The 20169-nt window shown below is 64.6% G+C and carries 14 protein-coding genes and 1 pseudogene; all 15 read right to left on the bottom strand.

Going from position 1 to position 20169, the window contains the following annotated elements; all coding sequences use genetic code 11:
* A pseudogene (locus ABWY06_RS12035) lies at positions 1-290 on the bottom strand (bifunctional diguanylate cyclase/phosphodiesterase); the annotation flags it as partial.
* A 146-nt stretch (positions 291-436) separates the two neighbouring features.
* Complete coding sequence (locus ABWY06_RS12030) at positions 437-2542, bottom strand: TonB-dependent receptor family protein (RefSeq protein WP_353925803.1); 2106 nt, start codon at positions 2540-2542, stop codon at positions 437-439.
* A gap of 173 nt (positions 2543-2715) precedes the next feature.
* Positions 2716-4542 (bottom strand): ABC transporter ATP-binding protein, encoded by a 1827-nt coding sequence (locus ABWY06_RS12025; RefSeq protein ID WP_353925802.1) that lies wholly within the window; start codon positions 4540-4542, stop codon positions 2716-2718.
* A gap of 100 nt (positions 4543-4642) precedes the next feature.
* Positions 4643-5851 (bottom strand): acyl-CoA dehydrogenase family protein, encoded by a 1209-nt coding sequence (locus ABWY06_RS12020; RefSeq protein ID WP_353925801.1) that lies wholly within the window; start codon positions 5849-5851, stop codon positions 4643-4645.
* 24 nt (positions 5852-5875) lie between these two features.
* Positions 5876-7588 carry a dipeptide ABC transporter ATP-binding protein gene (locus ABWY06_RS12015; RefSeq protein WP_122839533.1) on the bottom strand — a complete coding sequence of 571 codons (1713 nt, stop codon included), beginning with the start codon at positions 7586-7588 and terminating at the stop codon, positions 5876-5878.
* Entirely contained in the window at positions 7585-8448 is an 864-nt protein-coding gene (locus ABWY06_RS12010; protein ID WP_353925800.1) for an ABC transporter permease, read from the bottom strand. The genes ABWY06_RS12015 and ABWY06_RS12010 overlap by 4 nt, the downstream gene beginning before the upstream one ends.
* Complete coding sequence (locus ABWY06_RS12005) at positions 8445-9437, bottom strand: ABC transporter permease (protein ID WP_225568511.1); 993 nt, start codon at positions 9435-9437, stop codon at positions 8445-8447. The genes ABWY06_RS12010 and ABWY06_RS12005 overlap by 4 nt, the downstream gene beginning before the upstream one ends.
* Entirely contained in the window at positions 9434-11032 is a 1599-nt protein-coding gene (locus ABWY06_RS12000) for an ABC transporter substrate-binding protein (protein ID WP_353925799.1), read from the bottom strand. The genes ABWY06_RS12005 and ABWY06_RS12000 overlap by 4 nt, the downstream gene beginning before the upstream one ends.
* Positions 11033-11411: 379 nt before the next feature.
* Positions 11412-13070, bottom strand: a complete 1659-nt coding sequence (locus ABWY06_RS11995) for a dipeptide ABC transporter ATP-binding protein (protein ID WP_353925798.1) — start codon at positions 13068-13070, stop codon at positions 11412-11414.
* A complete protein-coding gene (locus ABWY06_RS11990; protein WP_122839529.1) occupies positions 13067-13954 on the bottom strand; it encodes an ABC transporter permease in 888 nt (295 codons plus the stop codon). The genes ABWY06_RS11995 and ABWY06_RS11990 overlap by 4 nt, the downstream gene beginning before the upstream one ends.
* 46 nt (positions 13955-14000) lie before the next feature.
* Positions 14001-15053, bottom strand: a complete 1053-nt coding sequence (locus tag ABWY06_RS11985; RefSeq protein WP_122839528.1) for an NADP(H)-dependent aldo-keto reductase — start codon at positions 15051-15053, stop codon at positions 14001-14003.
* Between the two features lie 37 nt (positions 15054-15090).
* Positions 15091-16440, bottom strand: coding sequence for an LLM class flavin-dependent oxidoreductase (locus ABWY06_RS11980; protein ID WP_353925797.1), 1350 nt, complete (start codon positions 16438-16440; stop codon positions 15091-15093).
* Positions 16437-17711 carry an acyl-CoA dehydrogenase family protein gene (locus tag ABWY06_RS11975; protein ID WP_353925796.1) on the bottom strand — a complete coding sequence of 425 codons (1275 nt, stop codon included), beginning with the start codon at positions 17709-17711 and terminating at the stop codon, positions 16437-16439. Before ABWY06_RS11975 ends, ABWY06_RS11980 begins: the two co-directional genes overlap by 4 nt.
* Positions 17712-17734: 23 nt before the next feature.
* A complete protein-coding gene (locus ABWY06_RS11970; RefSeq protein ID WP_122839526.1) occupies positions 17735-18667 on the bottom strand; it encodes an ABC transporter permease in 933 nt (310 codons plus the stop codon).
* The coding region (locus ABWY06_RS11965) for an ABC transporter substrate-binding protein (RefSeq protein ID WP_353925795.1) at positions 18664-20169 on the bottom strand (1506 nt) is incomplete at its 5' end. The genes ABWY06_RS11965 and ABWY06_RS11970, both read right to left, overlap by 4 nt.

The following is a 20169-nucleotide window of genomic DNA, read 5'->3' as shown; positions in this document are numbered from 1 at the left end:
TCGGGATCGACTTTGACATGCAAATGCCGGTAGGCATCGCCCCAGAAGGCGTAGTCCTTCACGGTTGTGCGCAGGGACTTTTCCAGCGATTGCACAGCCTTGCGCGTGTAGAAGGCACTCTCGACTTCTTCGTTCCGATCCAGGTCACGTGCCAGGTAAATGAGCGAGCAGCTGGCCAGGAAAAACACCCCCGCCAGCAAGCCGACAAACTTGAACAGCGAGCCACGGGCCAGCGCTACGCTTGAGCGGTTGGACGATGCACAGGTGACAGCAGGTAGTTCATTAGGCATAGGTTCACGCTATTCGTTGAGGCAACCGCGCCTTAAGCAAGTTATCGGCCGCTATCAAAAAATAGTGAGCGCCCGGGTCACTACCGCTCGTCACCGATGAGCGAGCATCTCGCTACAAGGGCCGGGGTGTACGCGGGGTTTACAGGCTAAAACCGAAACGCCACCCCCGTGGTCACGTTGATCGCATCCCCCGGATAGAAATTCGCCGAGTCATTGCCCCTGGCGTCATACGCCGTATTCGCCGCCGTGGCATAACGCTCATTGGTGAGGTTGCGCGCGTCGAGGAACACCTCCCACTTCTTGCCTGGCGCCTCGTACCCCACTTTTGCCCCCCAGACCGTGTACGAGGGTGCGCTGAGGGTATTGGCGAAGTCGACGTAGTAACTGGAAGCGGCGCGGGCGTTGAGTTGGGCGTAGAAGCCGCTGTCCTGGCGATACTGCAGTTCGGCCTGATAGACCTGGCGGGGCAGGCTCGGCAGCTGGTTGTCGCCGAAGGTCGCGTCGTCGCGGTAGTGAAAGTCGTTGAAGGTGTAGGCCTGGCGCAGGGTGACCGAGTCGCCATTGCGCCCTTCCCACAGCAACGCATTGAGCCCGGCTTCGAGGCCCTGGTGAATGGTCTTGCTGCCGTTGGACGTCGCCACCAGTTGGTCCTGGGTGGCGCTCGCCTGGCGCACGACCACCGACAGCAGCTCTTTCTGGATCCACGAACGATAGACCGTCAGGCTGCCGTCGAATATTCCGTGCCCGCCACGGATGCCGAATTCCACCGTGTTGCCTTTCTGTGGCCGCACGTCCCGGATGTAGGGAGTGCCGGTGCTGCCCAGCTGCCAGGTGACCGGCGGATCGATCGAGCGGCTGACGTTGCCAAACAGTTCGAATTCCGGGGTCAGCTGATAACGCAGGCCCAGGCGCGGGGCGATGTCGTGTTCGGTGTATTCGACGCCGTTGGGAAATTCGCTGGTATTGGTCCCGGTGGTGTACTCGATTTGCGCCTTGCGCTTGATATCGATAAACGAAAGGCCGCTGGAGAGCCAGGTGCGCTCACCCAATTGCAGCTCGTTGCCCAGGGAAAACACCGTGTCGCGCGAGCCGGTGTAGTTGGTTTCCTGCAGGCGTGTGCCACTGCCCCTGGCGTGGGATTTGACATCCGCCAGGTACGCGCGGGTACTGCTGAAGGTCAGGCTGCTGTCGCTGGGCAGACCGAGGAAGGTATCGCCGGTACGCAGGTAGCGCAGGGTCAGGCTGATGTCCTTTGAGCGCCAGTCCTGGGGCGTGGCGGAATAGCGCCAGCCGTTGTACAAGGGATAGTTGTTATAGCCCAGGCCCACTTCCAGCCTGGCGTTGTCGTCGAAGGTGTAGGTGGTCTTGCTGCCCAGCAAGGTCGAGCCGTCCTTGCGCCGGCCGGTGGGCACGTTGTTGCTTTTGGGGTCGTGCTTGAGCTGGTACTTGGTCAGCGTGTTGCCCTGGGTCAGGGTCTCTTCGCGATAACGCACGAAGAAGCGGGTTTCGAGCTTGGGGTTGAATACATGCCCGAAGTTGGCAACGATGCCCTGCCCTTCGTTCGGCGTGTTGTCCTGATACCCGTCGCGCTCGTTGTGCAACACACTCACGTAGTAATCGCTGTTGTCCACCACCCCGCCGGTACTCAGCTGCTGCTTGCGATAACCAAAGCTGCCGGCTTCGAAGCGCGCGTAATTGCCCGGGTCGGTGCGCCCGGTCTTGCTGACGAAGTTGATCGCGCCCCCCAGGGACAAGGCCGAATACTTGAAGGCGTTGGCGCCGTACAGGACCTCGGTGTGATCCACCGAGGCCATGTCGAGCATGTCTTCCTGGGTGCCGCCAGGTCCGGTCAGCGGCAGGCCGTCGTAGAGGAATTTGATCCCCAGCACGTAGCCCTGATAGAAGGTGTTGAGCCCCGAGCCGCGGATCGAAATCTTGTTGGCGCCGGAGCCGCTGGTGGCCTGGGCGAAGACGCCGGGTTGCAGCGCCAACACGTCCTCGGCGTTGGCCGCCCGGCCGCGCTCGATCTCGCGGTTGTCCACCACCGCCGTTTGCCCGGCGACTTTTTTCAGCTCTCTTTGGGCTTTCTGCACTTCGCTGGCCTGGGCGCCGTTGACCACTACGGTTGCGAGCGTCGGATCAGTCGGCGCTGCAGCGACAGTGCCCTGGAACAGCATGCAAACAATTCCCAGGCTGGATGCCGCCGTTAACGAGTCCGAACGCCGAGCGCGTGTTTCAAATTTTTCCCGCATTGATGGATACCCCTGGCCTGTTAATGGGTTGGAGCATCTATTCGTATAGTCGCGCTCGCCGCTGGACTTTGCAGCCTTCGTGCCAGGGTAAAACGCAGCAAAAACAGGCCAATACGTGCATTCAACGAGACCGATCAGCACAGATTGTCCAAGCACTGTTGCGCCCCCGACAGTCAGGCCGGCACGGTATCCGCCTGCGCACTGAACTGGCGACTCCACAAGCGGAAATACTGCCCGCCCTGACTCAGCAATTCGTCGTGGCTGCCGTCCTCGATCACCCGGCCCTTGTCGAACACCAGGATGCGGTCCAGGTGCGCGACGGTCGACAGCCGATGCGCCACCACCAGCACCGTCTTGTCGCCCATGATTTCGTCCAGTTTGTCCTGGATAAAGCGCTCGGTAATCGAATCGAGGCTCGAGGTTGCTTCGTCCATCACCAGGATCGGCGCGTTCTTGAGCAGCACCCGGGCAATGGCGATGCGCTGGCGCTGGCCCCCGGACAACTTGACGCCCCGCTCGCCTACCAGCGACTCGTAACCGTCTTCCATGCTGTCGATGAATTCGCTGGCACCGGCGCGATGAATCGCCTCGGCCACCTCCTCCATCGAGGCATCCAGGCGCCCGTAATGAATGTTCTCGCGAATGCTGCGGTGGAACAGCCCGGGTTCCTGGGGAATCAGGCCGATTTGCTGGTGCAGGGAATGTTGCGTGGCGTCGCGCACATCGACGCCATCAATCAGCACCGCGCCCTGCTGAACATCGTAAAGACGCAGCAGCAGGTTGAGCAGCGTGGACTTTCCCGAGCCCGATGAACCCACCAGCCCCACCTTCTGCCCCGCCGGAATGAAAATATTCAGGCGCTGGAAGATCGGCTGGTCGGCACCGTAATTGAAGCCGACGTCGCGAAACTCGATATCCCCACGCTTGACCTGCAACGCCGTGGCACCGGGCCGGTCGATCACTTCATGGGGTCGAATCAGCGTGCGCACCCCATTGGCAATGTTGCCAGTGGCCTCGAAGAACTCGAGAAAGCGCCGGGACAGGTTGCCGACGTCGCTGATGATCAGCAGTGACAGGCTGGTGGACATGACAAACGCAGCGATGTCGATGCGCTGGTTGCGCCACAGGTACAGCGCCAGCAGCAACAACCCCAGCTTGAGCACCACGCCGCAACTGGTCTGGAACCAGCGAATCTTTTCCATGTAGCCCAGCGAGCGATAGGCCGCCGCCACTTCCTTGTCGAGAAACCGGCCCAGGTAGCCGTGCTCGAAAGCGTGGCGGGCAAACAGGCGAATGTTAGCCAGGTTGGACACCGCATCCACTACCTTGCCCGAGCTGGTGCTGCGCGCCGCGGAGTACTGTTGCGCCAGCGGATGGCTACGCCGGGCCAGCAGGTAGCACACGGCGATAAACAGCAGCGACCAGCCGGCCATGAACAGTGCCAGCAAGGGCGAGGCTGTCCACAACAGCACCGTGGCCAGGCTCAGTGTCACCAGCAACGGGATCAGATCGAACAGCAGGATGCTCAGGGTCTGGTTGACCCCCAGGGCGATTTCGGAAACCCGGTGCGCCAGGGCACCTGCGAATTCGTTGCTGATAAAACGGTGCGAGTGCTTCTGCAAGTAGGCAAACACCACATGGGTGACTGTGCGCCGCTGCAACGGCAGGACGTGGATATGGCAACCGGCAGCGGCCCGAGTGAACAGCACTTCCAGCACCAGCAGTGCGCCGAACAGTGTCAGCGGCCATTGCAACACTTCGAACGCGCGCTCGGCTTCCAGGCCATTGCTGACGGTGCGGGTAATCTGTCCCAGCCCCCAGGGGATCAACAGGGTGCAGATCACCGCAGCGATCTGCAGCAGCAGGATCGCCACGTACCAGCCCTTGAAATTGCCGATGAAAAATCGCACGAAAGCCCCGGGTGTCGCCGGCAGGTGCTGTACGTTCCAGTGAAGTTTTCGGTGATCTGATGGGGGCAGCGATGAAAAGGACCAAGTCATGACCAAGGGCATTCCTGAATAACGCCTGTGGCCGCGCAGCTTTCAGGCAAAAATGGGCACACGCGGTGCCCGGTTCAATGGTGCGAGTCCAGCCCCGCGCTTAAAACAGCCCCGAAGTCGGCGGTGGCGTGCCTTTCAATTGCCAGGCCCCAACGGCCGCGGCTTTCCAGTGCCGCGGGTTGTGATTGGCCACGGTGCGCGCATTGCGCCAATGGCGGTCAAGGTTGTGCGCGCGGCCGGTGGTGGACGCGCCACCAACGTCGAACACCAGTTCTGCGGCCTTGAGCGCCGACTCGGCCGCGATGTATTGCGCCTGGGCGACGGCAATGGCCGCCTGGTCCACCGCCTGGGGATCGAGGTCGCCGGCCCAGGCCCGATCGATCGCCTCGGCTGCGCGCAGCACCACCGCTTCGGCCGTGAACGCACGGGCCGAGATGTCGCCGACACTGAGCTCGACATAAGGATCATCCACCGACCGCGAGGCGCTGCTGTGCTTGATCGGGCGCGCGTGATCGTTGGCAAAGGCCACGGCATCGTTCAGCGCATTGCGCGCGATGCCTGCCTGCACGGCGGCCAGGAACAACTGCAGGAACGGCGTGACGATCGTGCGCTTGCCCTCCTCCACGGTGCGGGTGCGGATTTCATCCGAGCGCACCAGTACATCATGCAGATGAGTGGTGCCGCTGGCCGTCAGGCGCTGGCCCATCGCGTCGAAGTCATCGAGCAGCTCCAGGCCCTTGCGGTCACGCGGCAGGATGAACGACACCGGTTGCTCGTTCTCATCCAGGGCGACGGCGCTGACCCAGTCGGCATACAACGAACCGGTGCTGTAGTACTTGCTGCCAGTGGCCCGATAGTGCTCGCCGTCGCGCACGATCCGCGCGCTGATTGAACCGTTGGCGCCACCGACTTCCCAACCGGCATTACCCACCACGGCGCCCTGCAGATAGCGCTCGAACCAGCGTTCGCGCTCGCCCTCCGCGCCCTGCGCACCAGACGCCAGCAAGCCCTCGATAAAGCCGAACCCGGGACGCAATGCCTGGGCGACATTGGAGTCGGCCGAAGCGATGCGCATCAGCAAGCCGATCACATCCTTGACCGAGCCTGCGGCGCCGCCAAAACGGGTCGGGATGCGCGTGGTGAACAGCCCCGCCTTGGCGATCTGTGCCACAGCCTCGTAAGGCAGTTGCCGCTCACGCTCGCGCTGCGCCGCACCGGCGGCAATCAGCGGCAGCAACACGTCCGCCCGGGCATTGAGTTCTTCCACCGAGGCAACCGGGGTCTTGGGTACGGCAGTCAACGTAGTCATGGCGATTCCTTGTTCAAGTCGAGCTTAAATGGCGATTTTCCAAAGCCGGGATTCATCGAACAGCCACCCCGGGTTTTCCGGTTCCAGTGGCGGCACGACCAGGGTCACGCCAGCGCCCGGCAGACGCGGCACCGCGCCGAGCAGACGCTGGGTGTATTCATGCTGCGGGCTGTGAAAGAGCGTCTCGACCGAGGCGCTTTCCACGACCTTGCCGTGGCGCATCACCAGCACTTCATCGCTGACGTGCCGGATCACCCCAAGGTCGTGGGAGATAAACAGATACGCCAGGCCCAGGGAGGCTTGCAGATCTGCCAGCAGGTCGAGCACCTGGGCCTGGACCGACACATCAAGTGCCGAGACCGGTTCGTCGCAGATGATCACTTTCGGGTTACTCGCAATGGCCCGGGCAATGGCCACGCGCTGGCGCTGGCCGCCCGACAGCTGCAAGGGGCGACGCTCGGCCAGCTCCCTGGGCAGGCGCACCTGGGTCAGTAATTCTGCGATCCGTGCGGTGTGCTGCGCGGTGGCAATGCCGGCGACATCCAGCGCATCGGCGAGGATTTGCCCGACGCTCCAGCGCGGGTCGAACGAACTCAGCGGGTCCTGGTAGATCACGCTGATGTCCCGTCGGTGCGGGCGCCGCTGCCGTTCTTCGATTCGCTGCGTGCCGGCACCGGACCAGGGCTGGCCGAGAAATTGCACCTGGCCGGCATCCGGTTCCAGCAGGCCAAGGACGATGCGGGCCACGGTGGTCTTGCCGGAACCGGACTCGCCGACGATGCCCAGGGTGCGCCCGGCGCGCAGCTCGAAACTCACGCCATCGACCACCTGGCGCGACTGCTGGTCAGGCCCCACGTAACGTTTGCCCAACTGCGTGGCTTGCAACACCACGGGTGAGTCCGTGCCCGGCCGGGGTGGTGCGACCACGGCCGTGCGCTGCGGCGACAGCCGCGTGCCCCGCGCATGCTCGGCCGGCACCGCGTCGAGCAAGGTGCGGGTATAGGGATGGCGCGGGTGGCGCAGCACCTGGTCCATCGGCCCCTGCTCGACCACTTCGCCGTGGCGCAGCACCAGCACCTCATCGGCCAGCTGCGCGACCACGGCCAGGTCGTGGCTGATGATCAGCAATGAGTCGCCGCGCGCCTTGATCTCCTGCAGCACTTGCAGGATCTGCGCCTGCACCGTGGCATCCAGCGCCGTGGTCGGCTCGTCGGCGATCACCAGGCCAGGGCTCAGGGCCAGCGCACTGGCGATCAGGGCGCGCTGACGCAGGCCGCCGGACAACTGATCCGGTCGCTGGCGGGCACGCAGCTGCGGTTCGGGCACACCGACTTTTTCCAGCAGTTCGATCACCCGCCCGGCGCGGCTGCGACGGTCACCCCAGTTGTGCGTCTTGAGCACCTCGAGAATTTCCTTGCCCACCGGGCGCAGTGGGTCCAGCGACACCAGCGCGTCCTGCAGGACAAAACCGATGCCTTTGCCGCGCAAGTCGCGCCAGCCGCGTTCGGACAACCCGAGCAGATCCTGCCCGCCGTAACTCAGGGTCCGTGCGCTCACTCGCGCACCGGCTCCCGCCAGGCCGATCAGGCTGCGGGCGGTGACGCTTTTGCCGGAGCCGGACTCACCCACCAGGGCCAGGGTCTTGCCCGGGGCCAACGTGAACGACAGATCCCGCACCACCGACTGGCCGGCAAACTCGATGGACAGGCCCTCGACGATCAGATGTTTGTCACTCATGTCAGACGGCCCTCCAGGCGTTGTTGCAGGTAACGGCCAGCGACCGTGGTCGACAGCGTGGTCAGCACGATGAACAGCCCGGGAAAGAACGTCAGCCACCAGGCATTGGCAATGAAATCGCGGCCCATCGACAGCATCGTCCCCCACTCCGGCGCCGGTGGCCGGGCGCCAAGGCCGAGGAAGCTCAAGGCGGACGCCCAGACGATGGCCTGGCCGACGCCCATGGTCAGCGTGACGATCAGCGGGCGCATGGCGTTGGGCAGCAGCTGGCGCGTGATGATTCGCAGGGGTGGATGGCCAAGGGCTTTGGCCGCCTCGATGTACCCGGCATTGCGCACCGCCAGCACCTGGCCGCGGACCATTCGCGCATAGCCAGGCGCCCCGCCCAACCCGGTGGCCACGATCAGTGGGCCAATGCCGCTGCCGAACACCGCCACAAACAGCAGCGCAAGGATCAGGCTGGGGAACGCAAAGAGAATTTCCAGCAACCAGCCGACGCCGCGATCCAGGTAAGCGCCCCCCAGGCCGCCGAGCAGACCGAGGACGATGGCAATGCTCATCGCCAGGGCGGTGGCGGCCAGGCCAATGAACAGCGACTGCCGGGTGCCGTGGATCACCCGGGAAAAGATGTCGCGCCCGGATTGATCGGTGCCGAACCAGTGCGCCCAGCCGGGCGGATGGAAGGCATCGTGCGGCACGATCGCCAACGGATCGCTGTGGGCGAACCACTGCGGCACCAGTGCCGCGATGATCAGGAAGGCGAGAAAGCTGAAAGCCAGTAACGGCCCAAGGCGCCACTTGCCTGCGCTACGCTGCACCCGAGTGCCGGGCAGCGCTGCTTCGAGGGTGAGTTCACTCATGCCGACTGCTCCTGTTGGCGCGGGTCGACCCACAGGTACAGCAGGTCGACGAGGATGTTGGCCAGGACGTATCCGGCGGCGACCACCAGGCTGATGCCGATGGTCAGCGGCAGGTCCTGAGCCTGCACTGCCTGGTACAACTGGCGACCCAGGCCCTTGCGGGAAAAGATCACCTCGATGACCACCGCGCCGCTGATCAGGGCGCCAATGGCCCAGCCCGACAACGAGATGCCGGGCAGCACCGCGTGACGCAATGCGTGCCTGAAACGCACTGCCGTGTCGCTCAGGCCGCGGGTGCGGGCGGTAAGCACGAAGGGTTGATCCAGGGTCATTTCCAGCGACTCGCGGGTAACCTGGGCGATAAATCCGGCCAGCGGAATGGCCAGCGCCACCGACGGCAACACCAGCGTGCGCCAGCCATCGCTGCCGGCTGGCGGGAACAGGCGCAGGCCGAAGGCGAACACCGCCAGCAACAGGATCCCCAGCCAGAAATGCGGCAGCGCCGCCGACAGCGTTTCGGCCAGGGAAGCCAGGCTCGACACCCAGCGCCGGCGTCCCGCCGTCAGCACGGTGAGTGCCAGCACCAACACCCAGGCCAGCAACAGCGAAGTGATGGTCAGTTCCAGCGTCGGCCATGACTGCTCGGCGAGCACCCGGGTGACTGGCAAATGCTGGGAATAGGACACGCCCAAATCGCCCTGGACCAACCGCCCCAGGTACAGCACGTATTGCACCGCCAGGGGCTTGTCCAGGCCATATTCGCGTTTGGCCTCGGCAATGGTTTCTGCGGTTGGATTGCCGCTCGGCCCGCCCAGGATCGCCAGCACCGGGTCCCCCGGCATCAGGCGCAGGGCGAAAAACGTCAGCGTGGCGACCGCCCACAGTACCAGCACGCCTCCCAGCAGGCGCCACAGGGCACGCCGACCCAGGCGAACCAGGCGCTCGCGGCGCGGGTTGGGCCGTTCAGTGGCCAGGGTTTCACTCGTCATTTGTTCACCCATGCGTCATAGAGGTAGGTCACTGCCAGGGAAGGCTCCAGGCGCACGCCCTGAGTGGTCTTGTAGATGCCCAGGCGCGAGCTCTGCGGGTAGGTGGTCAGTTGCAGGTACTGACTGGAAGCCAGCTGCTGTGCCTGGTAATACAACGCCCGGCGCTGTTCGGCGTCCTGAGTGGTCAAGGCGCCCTGCACCAGGCCTTCGAACACCGGATCGGTGTAGCCGGCGGTGTTCTGGTGATAGCCACCGACGCCGGCCGGGCTGATGAAATCGGCGCCGAAGATGATCCGCAGCACATCGGCGGTGTTGGTGTTCCAGTAGCCCAGACGGATGTCGTAATCCCAGTCAGCCTGGCGCTTGGTGCTCTGCACGTCGCTCATCTGCTCGACGATCAGCTCGAAGCCGGCCAGGCGCGTGGTCGCCTGCACCTGCTCCCACAGGGTGTATTCCGAGGGCGGCGTGCGGTTGCCCATGATCACGCGTACCTGCAAGCGCTTGCCGTCACGGGTGCGATAGCCCTCGGCATCGCGCGTGGTCCAGCCGGCTTCGTCCAGCAGCCGTGCGGCCCTGGCCGGTTGGTAATCCTGGGCATGCTGGAAGTCCGGGCTGTAGAAACGCGTGGCCGAACTGAGCGGGCCCCCTGCCCGGGGAAACTCATTGAAGTAAACGCTCTTCAACGCCCCCTCGACATCGGCACTGCGCACAAACGCCTCGCGTACTTTCAGGTCATTGAACGGCGCGCGGGTGATGTTCAGCGTGCCATTGGTGGGGTTGCCCGGACGCTGGGCGATGATCAGCGCCAGGTCGGGATTACGCCGGGCGGCTTCATGGGATTCGGGCGGCAGCGCCTCGATCACATCCACCTCGCCGGCTTGCAGCGAAGCAAAACGCACCGACGGCTCCTGAATGAATTTCCACACGATACGCTCGAGCCACGCCGGGCCCTGGTGCTTGGCGGTGGGCGGCGCCCAGTTGTAATCGGCATTGCGTGCCAGCTCGACCTGGCTCTGGCGGTCCCAGCGCACCACCTTGAACGGCCCGCTGCCCACCGGGCTTTCGCAGTTCACATCACGCGGCCGCGCCAGTGCCGTGGGCGACTGGATACCGAGAAACCCTTGGGCCAGCACCTCCAGGAATGCAGCATAGGGTGCGGCGAGGTGCACGACCGCGGTGTGCGCATCCACCACGTCGGTGCTGCGGTACTGGCGGATGTAGCCGCCGGCAGTACTGGACTGGGTCTTCGGGTTGGCCATGTGATCGAGGTTGGCCTTGACCGCTGTCGCATCGAACGGTGTGCCGTCGGTGAAGCGCACGTCATCGCGCAGGTGGAAGGTGTACGCCAGGCCATCGGCGGAAACCTCCCAGCGCTTGGCCAGCCAGGGCCCGATGCGGCCTTCTTCATCCATCGACACCAGGGAGTCGAGGTACTGCTGCGCGACGAACACTTGCGGCATGTCCCCGCCCACATGGGGATCAAGGCAGGTGGGTTCGCGGTCAGTGGCGTACACCAGGGTCCCGCCGCTGACCGGCTGATCGCTGCGGGCAACAGCGGATTGATCCTGGTCGCAACCCATCAACAGGCCGCACATCGCAGCGAATCCAAGGAGGGGCAAATGCTTGAGCGACAAGCTGGATCGGCGGTCGTAAGGTCGCAAATAAGGGGCAAGTAATCGCATGGGTCCTGATGCCTCTAGTCCGGGAACAGGGCTATTGCCCAAGGCATGCCGGGTTTTTTCGGCAGTAAACAGGGGGTTTCCGGCGCGAATCGGGCCTCTGAGCAAGGCCAGAAAGAACAATGTGCCCAGCAGCTGTTGATGGGCCAACAGTTGCTGTCAGTAATGCAGGAGTGAGCCTGCTCGCGATGCGGCGTGCCAGTCGACAACAATGGCGGATGCCAGCCCGCCTTCGCAGGCAAGCCAGCTCCCACAGTCTGGATCCTGGCCCATCTGAAAGTGCCGGACCCTCGGCTCAAATCGCCAGTTGCAGATAGAACACCACAGGCGCGCGTTCGGCTTCCAGGGTCGGGATCGCGTCGATCAGTGCCCGGGTGTAGGCATGTGCGGGGCGGTCGAACACGGTGCGCACCGAGCCGGACTCGACCACCACGCCGTCCTTCATCACCAGCACCCGCTCGCTGACGTGATTGATCACCCCCAAGTCATGGGAGATGAACAGGCAGGCCAGTCCCAGGCGCCGCTTGAGGTCGTCGAGCAGCTCGAGAATCTGCGCCTGCACCGACACGTCCAGCGCCGACACCGGTTCATCGCAGATCAGAATCTGCGGTTGCGACGCCAGCGCCCGGGCGATTGCGATGCGCTGGCGCTGTCCGCCGGACAGCTCAATCGGCCGACGTGCCAACAGGCTGGCATCGAGGCGAACCAGATCGAGCAACTCCACGGCCCGCTTGCGCCAGTCCCGGCGCGGCAGGCCCGCCACGGCCAGCGCCTCGAACAATACCCGCTGCACGGTGTAACGTGGATCGAAGGAGTTCAGCGGGTCCTGGAACACCACCTGTACCGCACGCCGCGCCTGGCGCTTTTGCCTGGCATCGAGTGCCGCCCAGCGCTGCCCGTTGATCCAGACATCGCCCGCGTCGGCGCTTTCCAGCCCGAGGATCAGGCGGGTCAAGGTCGTCTTGCCCGAACCCGACTCCCCGACGATGCCCAGGGTCTCGCCACGACGCAGCTGCAACGACACCTGGTCCAGCACCGTACGCCGACGCTGGTCCGGGCCAATAAAGGATTTGCTCAGGCCGCGAGCTTCAAGCAACACCTCGCCCTGGGGTTCAAGCTCGGGCTCCACCACCGCGAGCAACCTGCGCGCCGGCTGGAAGTGCACCGCCCTGGCGGCCCGCAGCAGGGACTGGGTGTACCCATGCTGCGGATCCTGCAGCACCTGCTCGGCAGTGCCCTGCTCGACGATGACTCCATGGCGCATCACCGCCACCCGATCCGCCAGGCGCGAGACCACGGACAGGTCGTGACTGACCATCAACAGCGCGTTGTCCGCGCCGCGCAGGCTTTCCAGCAGGGCGATAACCTGGGCCTGCACCGTGGCGTCCAGGGCCGTGGTGGGCTCGTCGGCAATGATCAGCCGTGGATTGCAGGCGATGGCCGAGGCAATCAACGCCCGTTGCCGCAAGCCGCCGGACAACTGCCACGGGTACTGGCGGGCGCGCAGCTCCGGTTCGGGTACGCCGACATCGCGCAGCAGCTCCAGCACTCGCAGCTGGCGCGCTTCCAGACCCAATGCCGTGTGCAGCTGCAGCGGCTCTTCGATCTCGGCGCCCACCCGACGCAACGGGTCCAGTGCACCCAGCGCGTCCTGCATGACAAAGCCGATACTCGCCCCGCGCAAGCGCTGCCAGTCGCGCTCGTGCAGCTGCCGCAGGTCGATGCCCTGGAACGCCAGTTTGGCGGCATGTACCTGCGCGCCCCGGCCGGTGAGCCCGGCCAGGGTTCGCGCGGTCACGCTTTTGCCCGAGCCCGATTCGCCCACCAACGCCAGGCATTCACCACGATGCAGTTGCAGGCTCACGCCATGCAGCACCGGTTGCGCCTGACCGAATCGTACGGTCAGGTCGCGGATATCAACCAACGGGCCGAGGGCCTGGATGTTTGCATTCATAGCGGTTTTCCTTCGCTGCGACGCAGCAGTTCGCGGCCGATGGCACTGATGGAGACGACGGTGAGGGTGATGATCAATGCCGGCCAGGCCACCAGCCACGGCGCATTCGCCAGGAAGCTGCGACCGATCGCCATCATCGCGCCCCACTCCGGCGCGGGCGGCGGCGCGCCAAAGCCGAGGAAGCTCAGGGCGGCTCCGGCGGTAATGGTCCCGCCAATGCCAATGGTGGCGAGGATCAGCACCGGCTTGAACGCATTCGGCAGCACATGCCGCAGCACCACCGCCAGCTGCGACTGGCCGAGGGTCACCGCCGCTTCGACATAACCGGCATGGCGCACATTGAGCGTCTGCGCGCGCACCAGCCGGGCATAACGGGGCACCCCGGCAATGCCCACCGCGAGGATCAGGTTGGCCGTGCCCTGGCCGAAAAACGTGATGATCACCAGGGCCAGCAACAGGTCCGGAAACGCCAGCAGCACATCAATGCCGCGCATCAGCGCCGCGTCCAGCCAGCGCGGCCCAAGCCCCGACGCCAGGCCCAGTACCGCGCCCCAGGCCAGGCCCAGCGCGGTGGCGGCCAAGCCCATGAACAACGACGAGCGCACCCCGTGAATCAACCGGCTGAGGACATCCCGGCCATTTTCGTCGGTGCCCAGCCAATGCAGCTCGCTGGGTGGCTGAAACGCCAGGCGGGCCGACGCGTCCAGCGGGTCGAACGGCGCCAGCGCCCCCGGAATCGCCGCCGCCAGGAGCAACAGCAGCACGAACAGCCCGGCCAGCCACAGACCCGGGCGCACCTGGCCGAGCCTGGCCAGGCGCAGCGGCCGATAACCACCCTCGCCCGCTGCCGGTCCCACAATCACCGTCGCAAGTGTCTGCGCCATTCACCTTTCCTTTTGTCGAGCCAAGTCAATCTGCGTGCGCCTCGGGTCACGGCGCGGGATTGGGAATTCGCTGGTGGATCGCCTGGACCTGCGCCCGCACCTCGTCACTGAGCGTGACGTCCAGCGCGCCGAGGTTGTCGCGCAATTGCGCCAGGCTGGTTTGCCCGGTCAAGGCACTGGCCACGAACGGCTTGTCGATGACATAGGCCAGCGCCAGTTGCGCAGCGCTCAGGTTGTGCTGTCTGGCGATCTGCACATAACCGGCGATGGCTTCCTGCGCCGAGGCACTGTCATACCGGTTGAAGGTGCGATACACCGAAGACAGCCGCGAACCTTCGGGACGTGCGCCCCCCAGGTACTTGCCGGTGAGCGCACCAAACGCCAGGGGCGAATACGCCAGCAGGCCGACACCCTCGCGATGACTGAACTCCGACAGGCCGCCCTCGTACAGGCGATTAAGCAGGCTGTAGGGGTTCTGCACGCTGACAATGCGCGGCAGCCCCAGGCGCTCGCTGTGCTTGAGAAATTCGGCCACGCCCCAGGGCGTTTCGTTGGACACGCCAATGTGCCGCACCTTGCCAGCCTTGACCTGCTCGGCCAGCACCGTGAGGGTTTCCTCGATGGCGACGCTCTCGGCATCGTCCTGGTAAGGGTATTCACGCTGGCCGAAAAAGTTGGTCTTGCGATCGGGCCAGTGCAGCTGATACAGGTCCAGGTAGTCGGTGTGCAGGCGCTTGAGACTGCCGTCCAGGGCCTCGACGATGTTGCGCCGATCATGCCGGCTGAGGCCATCGCGAATATGGTTCTGCCCTGCCGGATCCCGCGCGGGACCGGCGATTTTACTCGCCAGCACCACGTCGCCGCGCCGGCCACTGTTGGCCAGCCAGCTGCCGATGTAGCGCTCGGTAGTGCGCCAGGTTTCGGCCTGGGTCGGCGTCGGATACATCTCGGCGGTGTCGATGAAATTGATGCCTTCGGCCAGGGCCAGCTCGATCTGCTGGTGGGCATCGCTTTCGCTGTTCTGGTGGCCCCAGGTCATGGTGCCCAGGCCCAGCACGCTGACTTGCAGATCACTGTTGCCTAATTGACGGTAACGCATGGTTCATCCTTTTGTTTAAACAGAGAAACGCCCAGGCTCAGGCCCGCAGCGCGTATTGATTACCGGGAAACGGCAAGCCAAGGTGCTCGCGCAAGGTGCTGCCGGTGTATTCGTGACGAAACAGGCCGCGCTTTTGCAGCAGCGGCACCACCTCGTCGACGAAGATCTCGACGCCGGAGGGGAACATGTCCGGCATGATGTTGAAGCCGTCTGCGGCGTGCGCCAGGTACCAGTGCGACAAGGTCTCGGCGACCTGCTCGGGGGTGCCCACCAGCAACCGATGGCCTACCAGGATGCGCCGCGACAATTGGCGAATGCTCAGGTTTTCCCGCCGCGCCAGGTTCAACTGTGCCTCGAGAAACCCCTGGGAGCCGCGCTCGAAATCCGCCACCGCGCCAATGCGCTCCCACGGCAGCGGCGCGTCCGGATCCAGCTCGCTGGCGGCAATGCCGACCCGCCCCGCTACCTGTTCCAGCAAGCCGTGTTCGCCGTGCCAGGCATTGAGCTCATCAAATCGCGCATTGGCCTCGGCCTCGGTACTGCCGATTACCGTCGACAGGCCCGGCATGATCTTCAGGTGCTGCGGGTTGCGTCCCCAGCCGAGGGCGCGCTCTTTCATTTCCTGATAGAAAAACTGCCCGTCTTCGAGGGTCGTCTGGGTGGTGAAAATCGCATCGGCGTAACGCGAGCCCAGGGCCTTGCCACCCTCGGACGACCCGGCCTGCACCAGCACCGGCCGGCCTTGGGGCGAGCGCGGGACGTTCAAGGGGCCCTTGACGCTGAAGTGCTTGCCCACAAAATCGATGGTGTGGACTTTTGCCGGGTCGGCAAATCGCCCGGAGCGCGCATCGCCGATGATTGCGTCGTCTTCCCAGCTGTCCCACAGCTTCACCGTGACGTCGATGAATTCGTCGGCGCGGGCGTAGCGATCCACGTGCAAGGGCGCACCGGCGAGACCGAAGTTCTGCGCGGCGGCGTCACCGGCATTGGTCACTACATTCCAGGCCGCGCGCCCACCGCTGATATGGTCCAGCGAAGCGAAGCGCCGGGCGATGTTGAACGGGTCGTTATAGGTGCTGGACGCAGTGGCGATCACCCCGATGCGCTGGGTGGCGAGTGCCACGGCGGTCAGCAACACCGTCGGCTCCAGGCGCCCGGCGGGCTGGCTGGCGACATCGCCACCCAGCGCCGGACCGTCGGCCAGGAAGATCGCATCCAGGCACCCGCGCTCGGAGATCCGCGCGATGTTGCGGTAGTACTCCACGTCCAGATACGCCGTGGCGGGCACTTCGGCCGCACGCCAGGCGCCCGAGTGCGCGCCGAAGCCGAGGATGTTCATGCCCAGGCTCATCTGTCCTTCACGGGTATTGCTCGATACTTTGCTCATACGGCACTCGCTTCGTCACGGGCGCCGCCGGCCTGCTGCGCGGCATCGGCTGCCTGCAGCTGGCGCCAGGCGGCGTTGGGGCTGATGTGGTTGAGGTAGTAGTTACCCAGCGCACGCTCGCGCAGGATCGCCGGGTTATGGGAGGCCAGCGTGCGGGCATTGCGCCAATGCCGATCAAGGCGTCGCGACTCGCTGGTGGCGGAGGCCCCGCCCACTTCAAACAGCAAGGTAGTGGCCTCCAGCACTTGTTCGAGCACGATCTGCTGCGCCTGATAAGCGCGAATTTCCGCCTCGGTGTAATGCTGCTCGCTGGCATACCCGCCCTGCTCGGCGTCATGCACCTCCTGCAGCACCTGCGCCACCGCCAGCACCTGGGTACGAGCGGCATAGGCCAGGCTGGACAAACGTCCGATCACCCGCTGCACCAGCGGATCGTCCTTGGGGCTGGACTGCCCCGGGATGCCAAAGGCGCGGGTGCGGCCCTGGACGAACCCGGTGGCGTCACGCAGCACCGCATTGGCGATGCCGGCCAGCGTGGCGAGGTGGAACAGCTGATAGAAAGCGGTCAGGTACGATTCGGCGCGTAGTTCGTCTTTCTTGAAACGACGGACGATGTGCGCGGCCGGCACTTTCACCCCGTGGAAGCGCGTGGTACCACTGCCCGTCAGGCGCTGGCCGAAACCGTCCCAGTCGTCCTCGACCGTCACTCCCGGCGCATCGGTGGGCACCGCCACGCTGACAAAATCATCGCCGTCCAGGGCCACCGCCGCAATCCAGTTCGCGTACAGCGTGCCGGTGCAATAGTACTTCTCGCCATCGAGCAGCCAGCCCGCGTGGTCATTGCCCGGCTCCACGGCGCTCAGGGTCACCGAGTTGCGCGTGGTGTCGCTGCGCTCGGCCATGGCCGCGCCCCACAGTTGCCCATCGACCACCTTGGCGAACCAGTAGTCCTGGGAATCGCGATCGCGGCTGGACAACCGGCCCTCGACGAACCCGAAATGCGCCCGCACGATTTGCGGCAGGTTCGAGTCGGCTTCACCCAGGTCGATCAACAGGCCAAACAACTGCGGCAGACTGGCCCCCAGGCCGCCCTGCGCCACCGGCACGCGCAATGCGCCAAACCCCGCTGCGCGCAGCCAGCCTACCGCCTCATGGGCCAGCTCGCGCTGCTGTTCGCGCACAACGGCAGTCTCGGCAATGCGCGCAAACACGTCGGCAAAACGCTGGCGCAACAGGGCGTCGGTTACTTCAGGAGAAATCGGGGCATTCATGGTTTTTCCTTTTTCATAGGCACTCACGCTTGATCGGCCCGAGGGTCGATCCAGCGGTTAATCAAATCCACGGCGAGGTTGACCAGCACATACACCGCAGCGGCGAGCAGGGTCACCCCCAGCACCATGGGCACGTCCTTGTTGCTGGTGGCGTCGAGCATCAGGCGGCCGATACCCTGGCGGGCAAACAGCAACTCGATCACCACGGCACCGCCCAGCAGGCTGGCAAACACAAAGCCGGCCAGGGTCACCAGGGGCACCAGCGCATGCCGCAAGGCATGGCGCAGGCGCACGGCGGTCTCGGACAGCCCACGGGCGCGGGCCATCGCAATAAAGGGTTGTTCGAGGGTGTCTTCCAGAGACTGGCGCAACAGTTGCGTCAGCACCGCCGCCACCGGCAACGCCAGGGCCACCGATGGCAAGACCAGCGAGCGCCAGCCCACCGAACCGGACGGCGGCAACCAATGCCAGTGAAACGAAAACACCAGCAACAGCACGATGCCGATCACAAACGAGGGCGCAGACGAAATCACCAGTTCGCTGCCCGACGCAAACGAGCGAACCCAGGGCGCACGGTTGGCGGTGAGGATCGCGCAGACCAGCGCCAGCACCACTGCCAGTACCGCAGCGCTGACTGACAGTTGCAGGGTTGCACCGACCTGCTCGCCAATCGCCCGGGCCACCGGGATGCGCAGGCGATAGGACTCACCCAGGTCGCCGTGAGCCAGGCGCTGCAGGTAATGGCCGTACTGCACGATCAGCGGCTGATCCAGCCCGTACTCGGCCCGCACCCGTGCCAGCAACTCCGGGGTGGGCAAGGCATCCGGACCACCCAGAATCGCCAGCGCCGTGTCACCTCCACTGAAGTTCACCGCCAGAAACGTCAGCGTCGCCGCGCCCCACAGCACGCCGATACCGGCCAGCAGGCGCAAGGCAACTCGCTTGAACAGGTTCATGGTTGCCCCCGGTCCAGCCAGATGCTGGTGAAAAACGGAACGTTATGGGACGTGTCGAAAATCACGCCCTTGACCTGTTGCCCGTACGCGGTCAGCACCTGGCTTTCCACTGAAGGCACCGCCGGCACCGTCTCCACCAGGCGTTGTTGCGCCTGGCGATACAGCGTCTGCAGCTCCACCGGATCCCGGGAGCGCCGCGCCGCGCTGAGCAGCCGATCCAGCTCGGAATCACGGAAGCGTCCGGCGTTCTGGCCAATCAGTCTGGCGGTGCTGATTGACTGGCTGTGATACAGCACGAACAAACCGTCGGGCGTGTTGGTGTGCCAGTAACCGGAGGCGATGGCCTGGAATTTCCCGGCATAACGCTTCTCCGTGACCCGAGTCAGCGGCAGCATCTCAATCGGCATGTCGAAGCCGACTTTTTTCAGGTCCGCCTGGATCGCCACCGACACACTGGCCGGAAAGGCCGGGTTGTCGTAGGTCAGCAAAGTGGCCTGCAGGCGCTGCCCGTTTTTGCTGCGATAGCCCTGGGCATCGCGCCCGGTCCAGCCCGCTTCGTCCAGCAGTGCGTTGGCGGCGGCAACGTCATAGGCCAGGGCGCTGTTCTCGGGTTGATAGAAGCGGGTATTCGCGGCCAGCAGGTCGGCCTTGCTCAGGAATTCGCCAAAGCCGGAGATCCACGCCAGGCCTTCGCGATCGATCGCCTTGGCCACCGCGCGCCGAACCCGTACGTCATCAAAGGGCGCCTGCTCGACGTTGAAGGTCATGCTGCGGCTCGGATTGCCCTTGCGAATCCGGCTGCGCATCACCAGCCCGGGATTGGCCCGAATCGCCGCCGCATTCTGCGCGGGCGCATCCAGGGCGAAATCCGACTGGCCAGACTCCAGCGAAGTGAAGCGGATCATCGCTTCGGGCACATAACTGAGTTCGATGCGATCCAGATACGCCGCACCCACATGCCGCGTGACCGCCGGCGCCCAGTGATAACCGGAACGTTTAACAAAAACCGCGCCCTGATCCCGGGTATAGCTTTGCAGCAGGAACGGGCCGCTGCCGACCGGTTGTGTGGCAATGGTCTTCGGCGCTTCGCGAATCTGCCTGGGCGAAATCATTCCCAGCCAGGACTGGGCCAGCACGTCGAGGAAAGGCGTGTAGGGTTCACGCAGACGGGCTTCGAAGGTGTATTCATCGACCACCTTGCCGTCCAGATACGGTGCAATATAAGCCGCCGCCAATGGCGACTTGGTCGCCGGATCGCGCATGTGTTCAAGGTTGGTTTGCAGCGCCGCGGCGTTGAATTTCTCGCCATCGCTGAAGGTCACGTCGTCGCGCAGGTGAAAGGTATAGGTCCTGCCGTCCGGAGAAATTTCCCAGGACCGCGCCAGCCACGGGCTGATGTTGCCCTGCTCATCCTGATACACCAGGCAATCAAACAGAATGCGCCCCAGCCACTGGATGTTGCCGTTAGACAAGGCATGGATATCAAAACTGCCGGCATCGGA

The organism is Pseudomonas sp. (assembly GCF_040514055.1).
In the GTDB taxonomy this organism is placed as follows: Bacteria; Pseudomonadota; Gammaproteobacteria; order Pseudomonadales; family Pseudomonadaceae; genus Aquipseudomonas.
Note: the sequence above shows the minus strand (reverse complement) of the source record. Positions and strands in the feature narration are given on the sequence as shown.

Bases quoted from the DNA above. Each gene is read 5' to 3' on its own strand.
- ABWY06_RS12020 (WP_353925801.1), bottom strand. From the start codon at position 5,851: ATGACTACGTTGACTGCCGTACCCAAGACCCCGGTTGCCTCGGTGGAA.
- ABWY06_RS12025 (WP_353925802.1), bottom strand. From the start codon at position 4,542: ATGACTTGGTCCTTTTCATCGCTGCCCCCATCAGATCACCGAAAACTT.
- ABWY06_RS12015 (WP_122839533.1), bottom strand. From the start codon at position 7,588: ATGAGTGACAAACATCTGATCGTCGAGGGCCTGTCCATCGAGTTTGCC.
- ABWY06_RS11975 (WP_353925796.1), bottom strand. From the start codon at position 17,711: ATGAATGCCCCGATTTCTCCTGAAGTAACCGACGCCCTGTTGCGCCAG.
- ABWY06_RS12010 (WP_353925800.1), bottom strand. From the start codon at position 8,448: ATGAGTGAACTCACCCTCGAAGCAGCGCTGCCCGGCACTCGGGTGCAG.
- ABWY06_RS11995 (WP_353925798.1), bottom strand. From the start codon at position 13,070: ATGAATGCAAACATCCAGGCCCTCGGCCCGTTGGTTGATATCCGCGAC.
- ABWY06_RS12005 (WP_225568511.1), bottom strand. From the start codon at position 9,437: ATGACGAGTGAAACCCTGGCCACTGAACGGCCCAACCCGCGCCGCGAG.
- ABWY06_RS11990 (WP_122839529.1), bottom strand. From the start codon at position 13,954: ATGGCGCAGACACTTGCGACGGTGATTGTGGGACCGGCAGCGGGCGAG.
- ABWY06_RS12030 (WP_353925803.1), bottom strand. From the start codon at position 2,542: ATGCGGGAAAAATTTGAAACACGCGCTCGGCGTTCGGACTCGTTAACG.
- ABWY06_RS11980 (WP_353925797.1), bottom strand. From the start codon at position 16,440: ATGAGCAAAGTATCGAGCAATACCCGTGAAGGACAGATGAGCCTGGGC.
- ABWY06_RS11970 (WP_122839526.1), bottom strand. From the start codon at position 18,667: ATGAACCTGTTCAAGCGAGTTGCCTTGCGCCTGCTGGCCGGTATCGGC.
- ABWY06_RS11985 (WP_122839528.1), bottom strand. From the start codon at position 15,053: ATGCGTTACCGTCAATTAGGCAACAGTGATCTGCAAGTCAGCGTGCTG.
- ABWY06_RS12000 (WP_353925799.1), bottom strand. From the start codon at position 11,032: ATGTGCGGCCTGTTGATGGGTTGCGACCAGGATCAATCCGCTGTTGCC.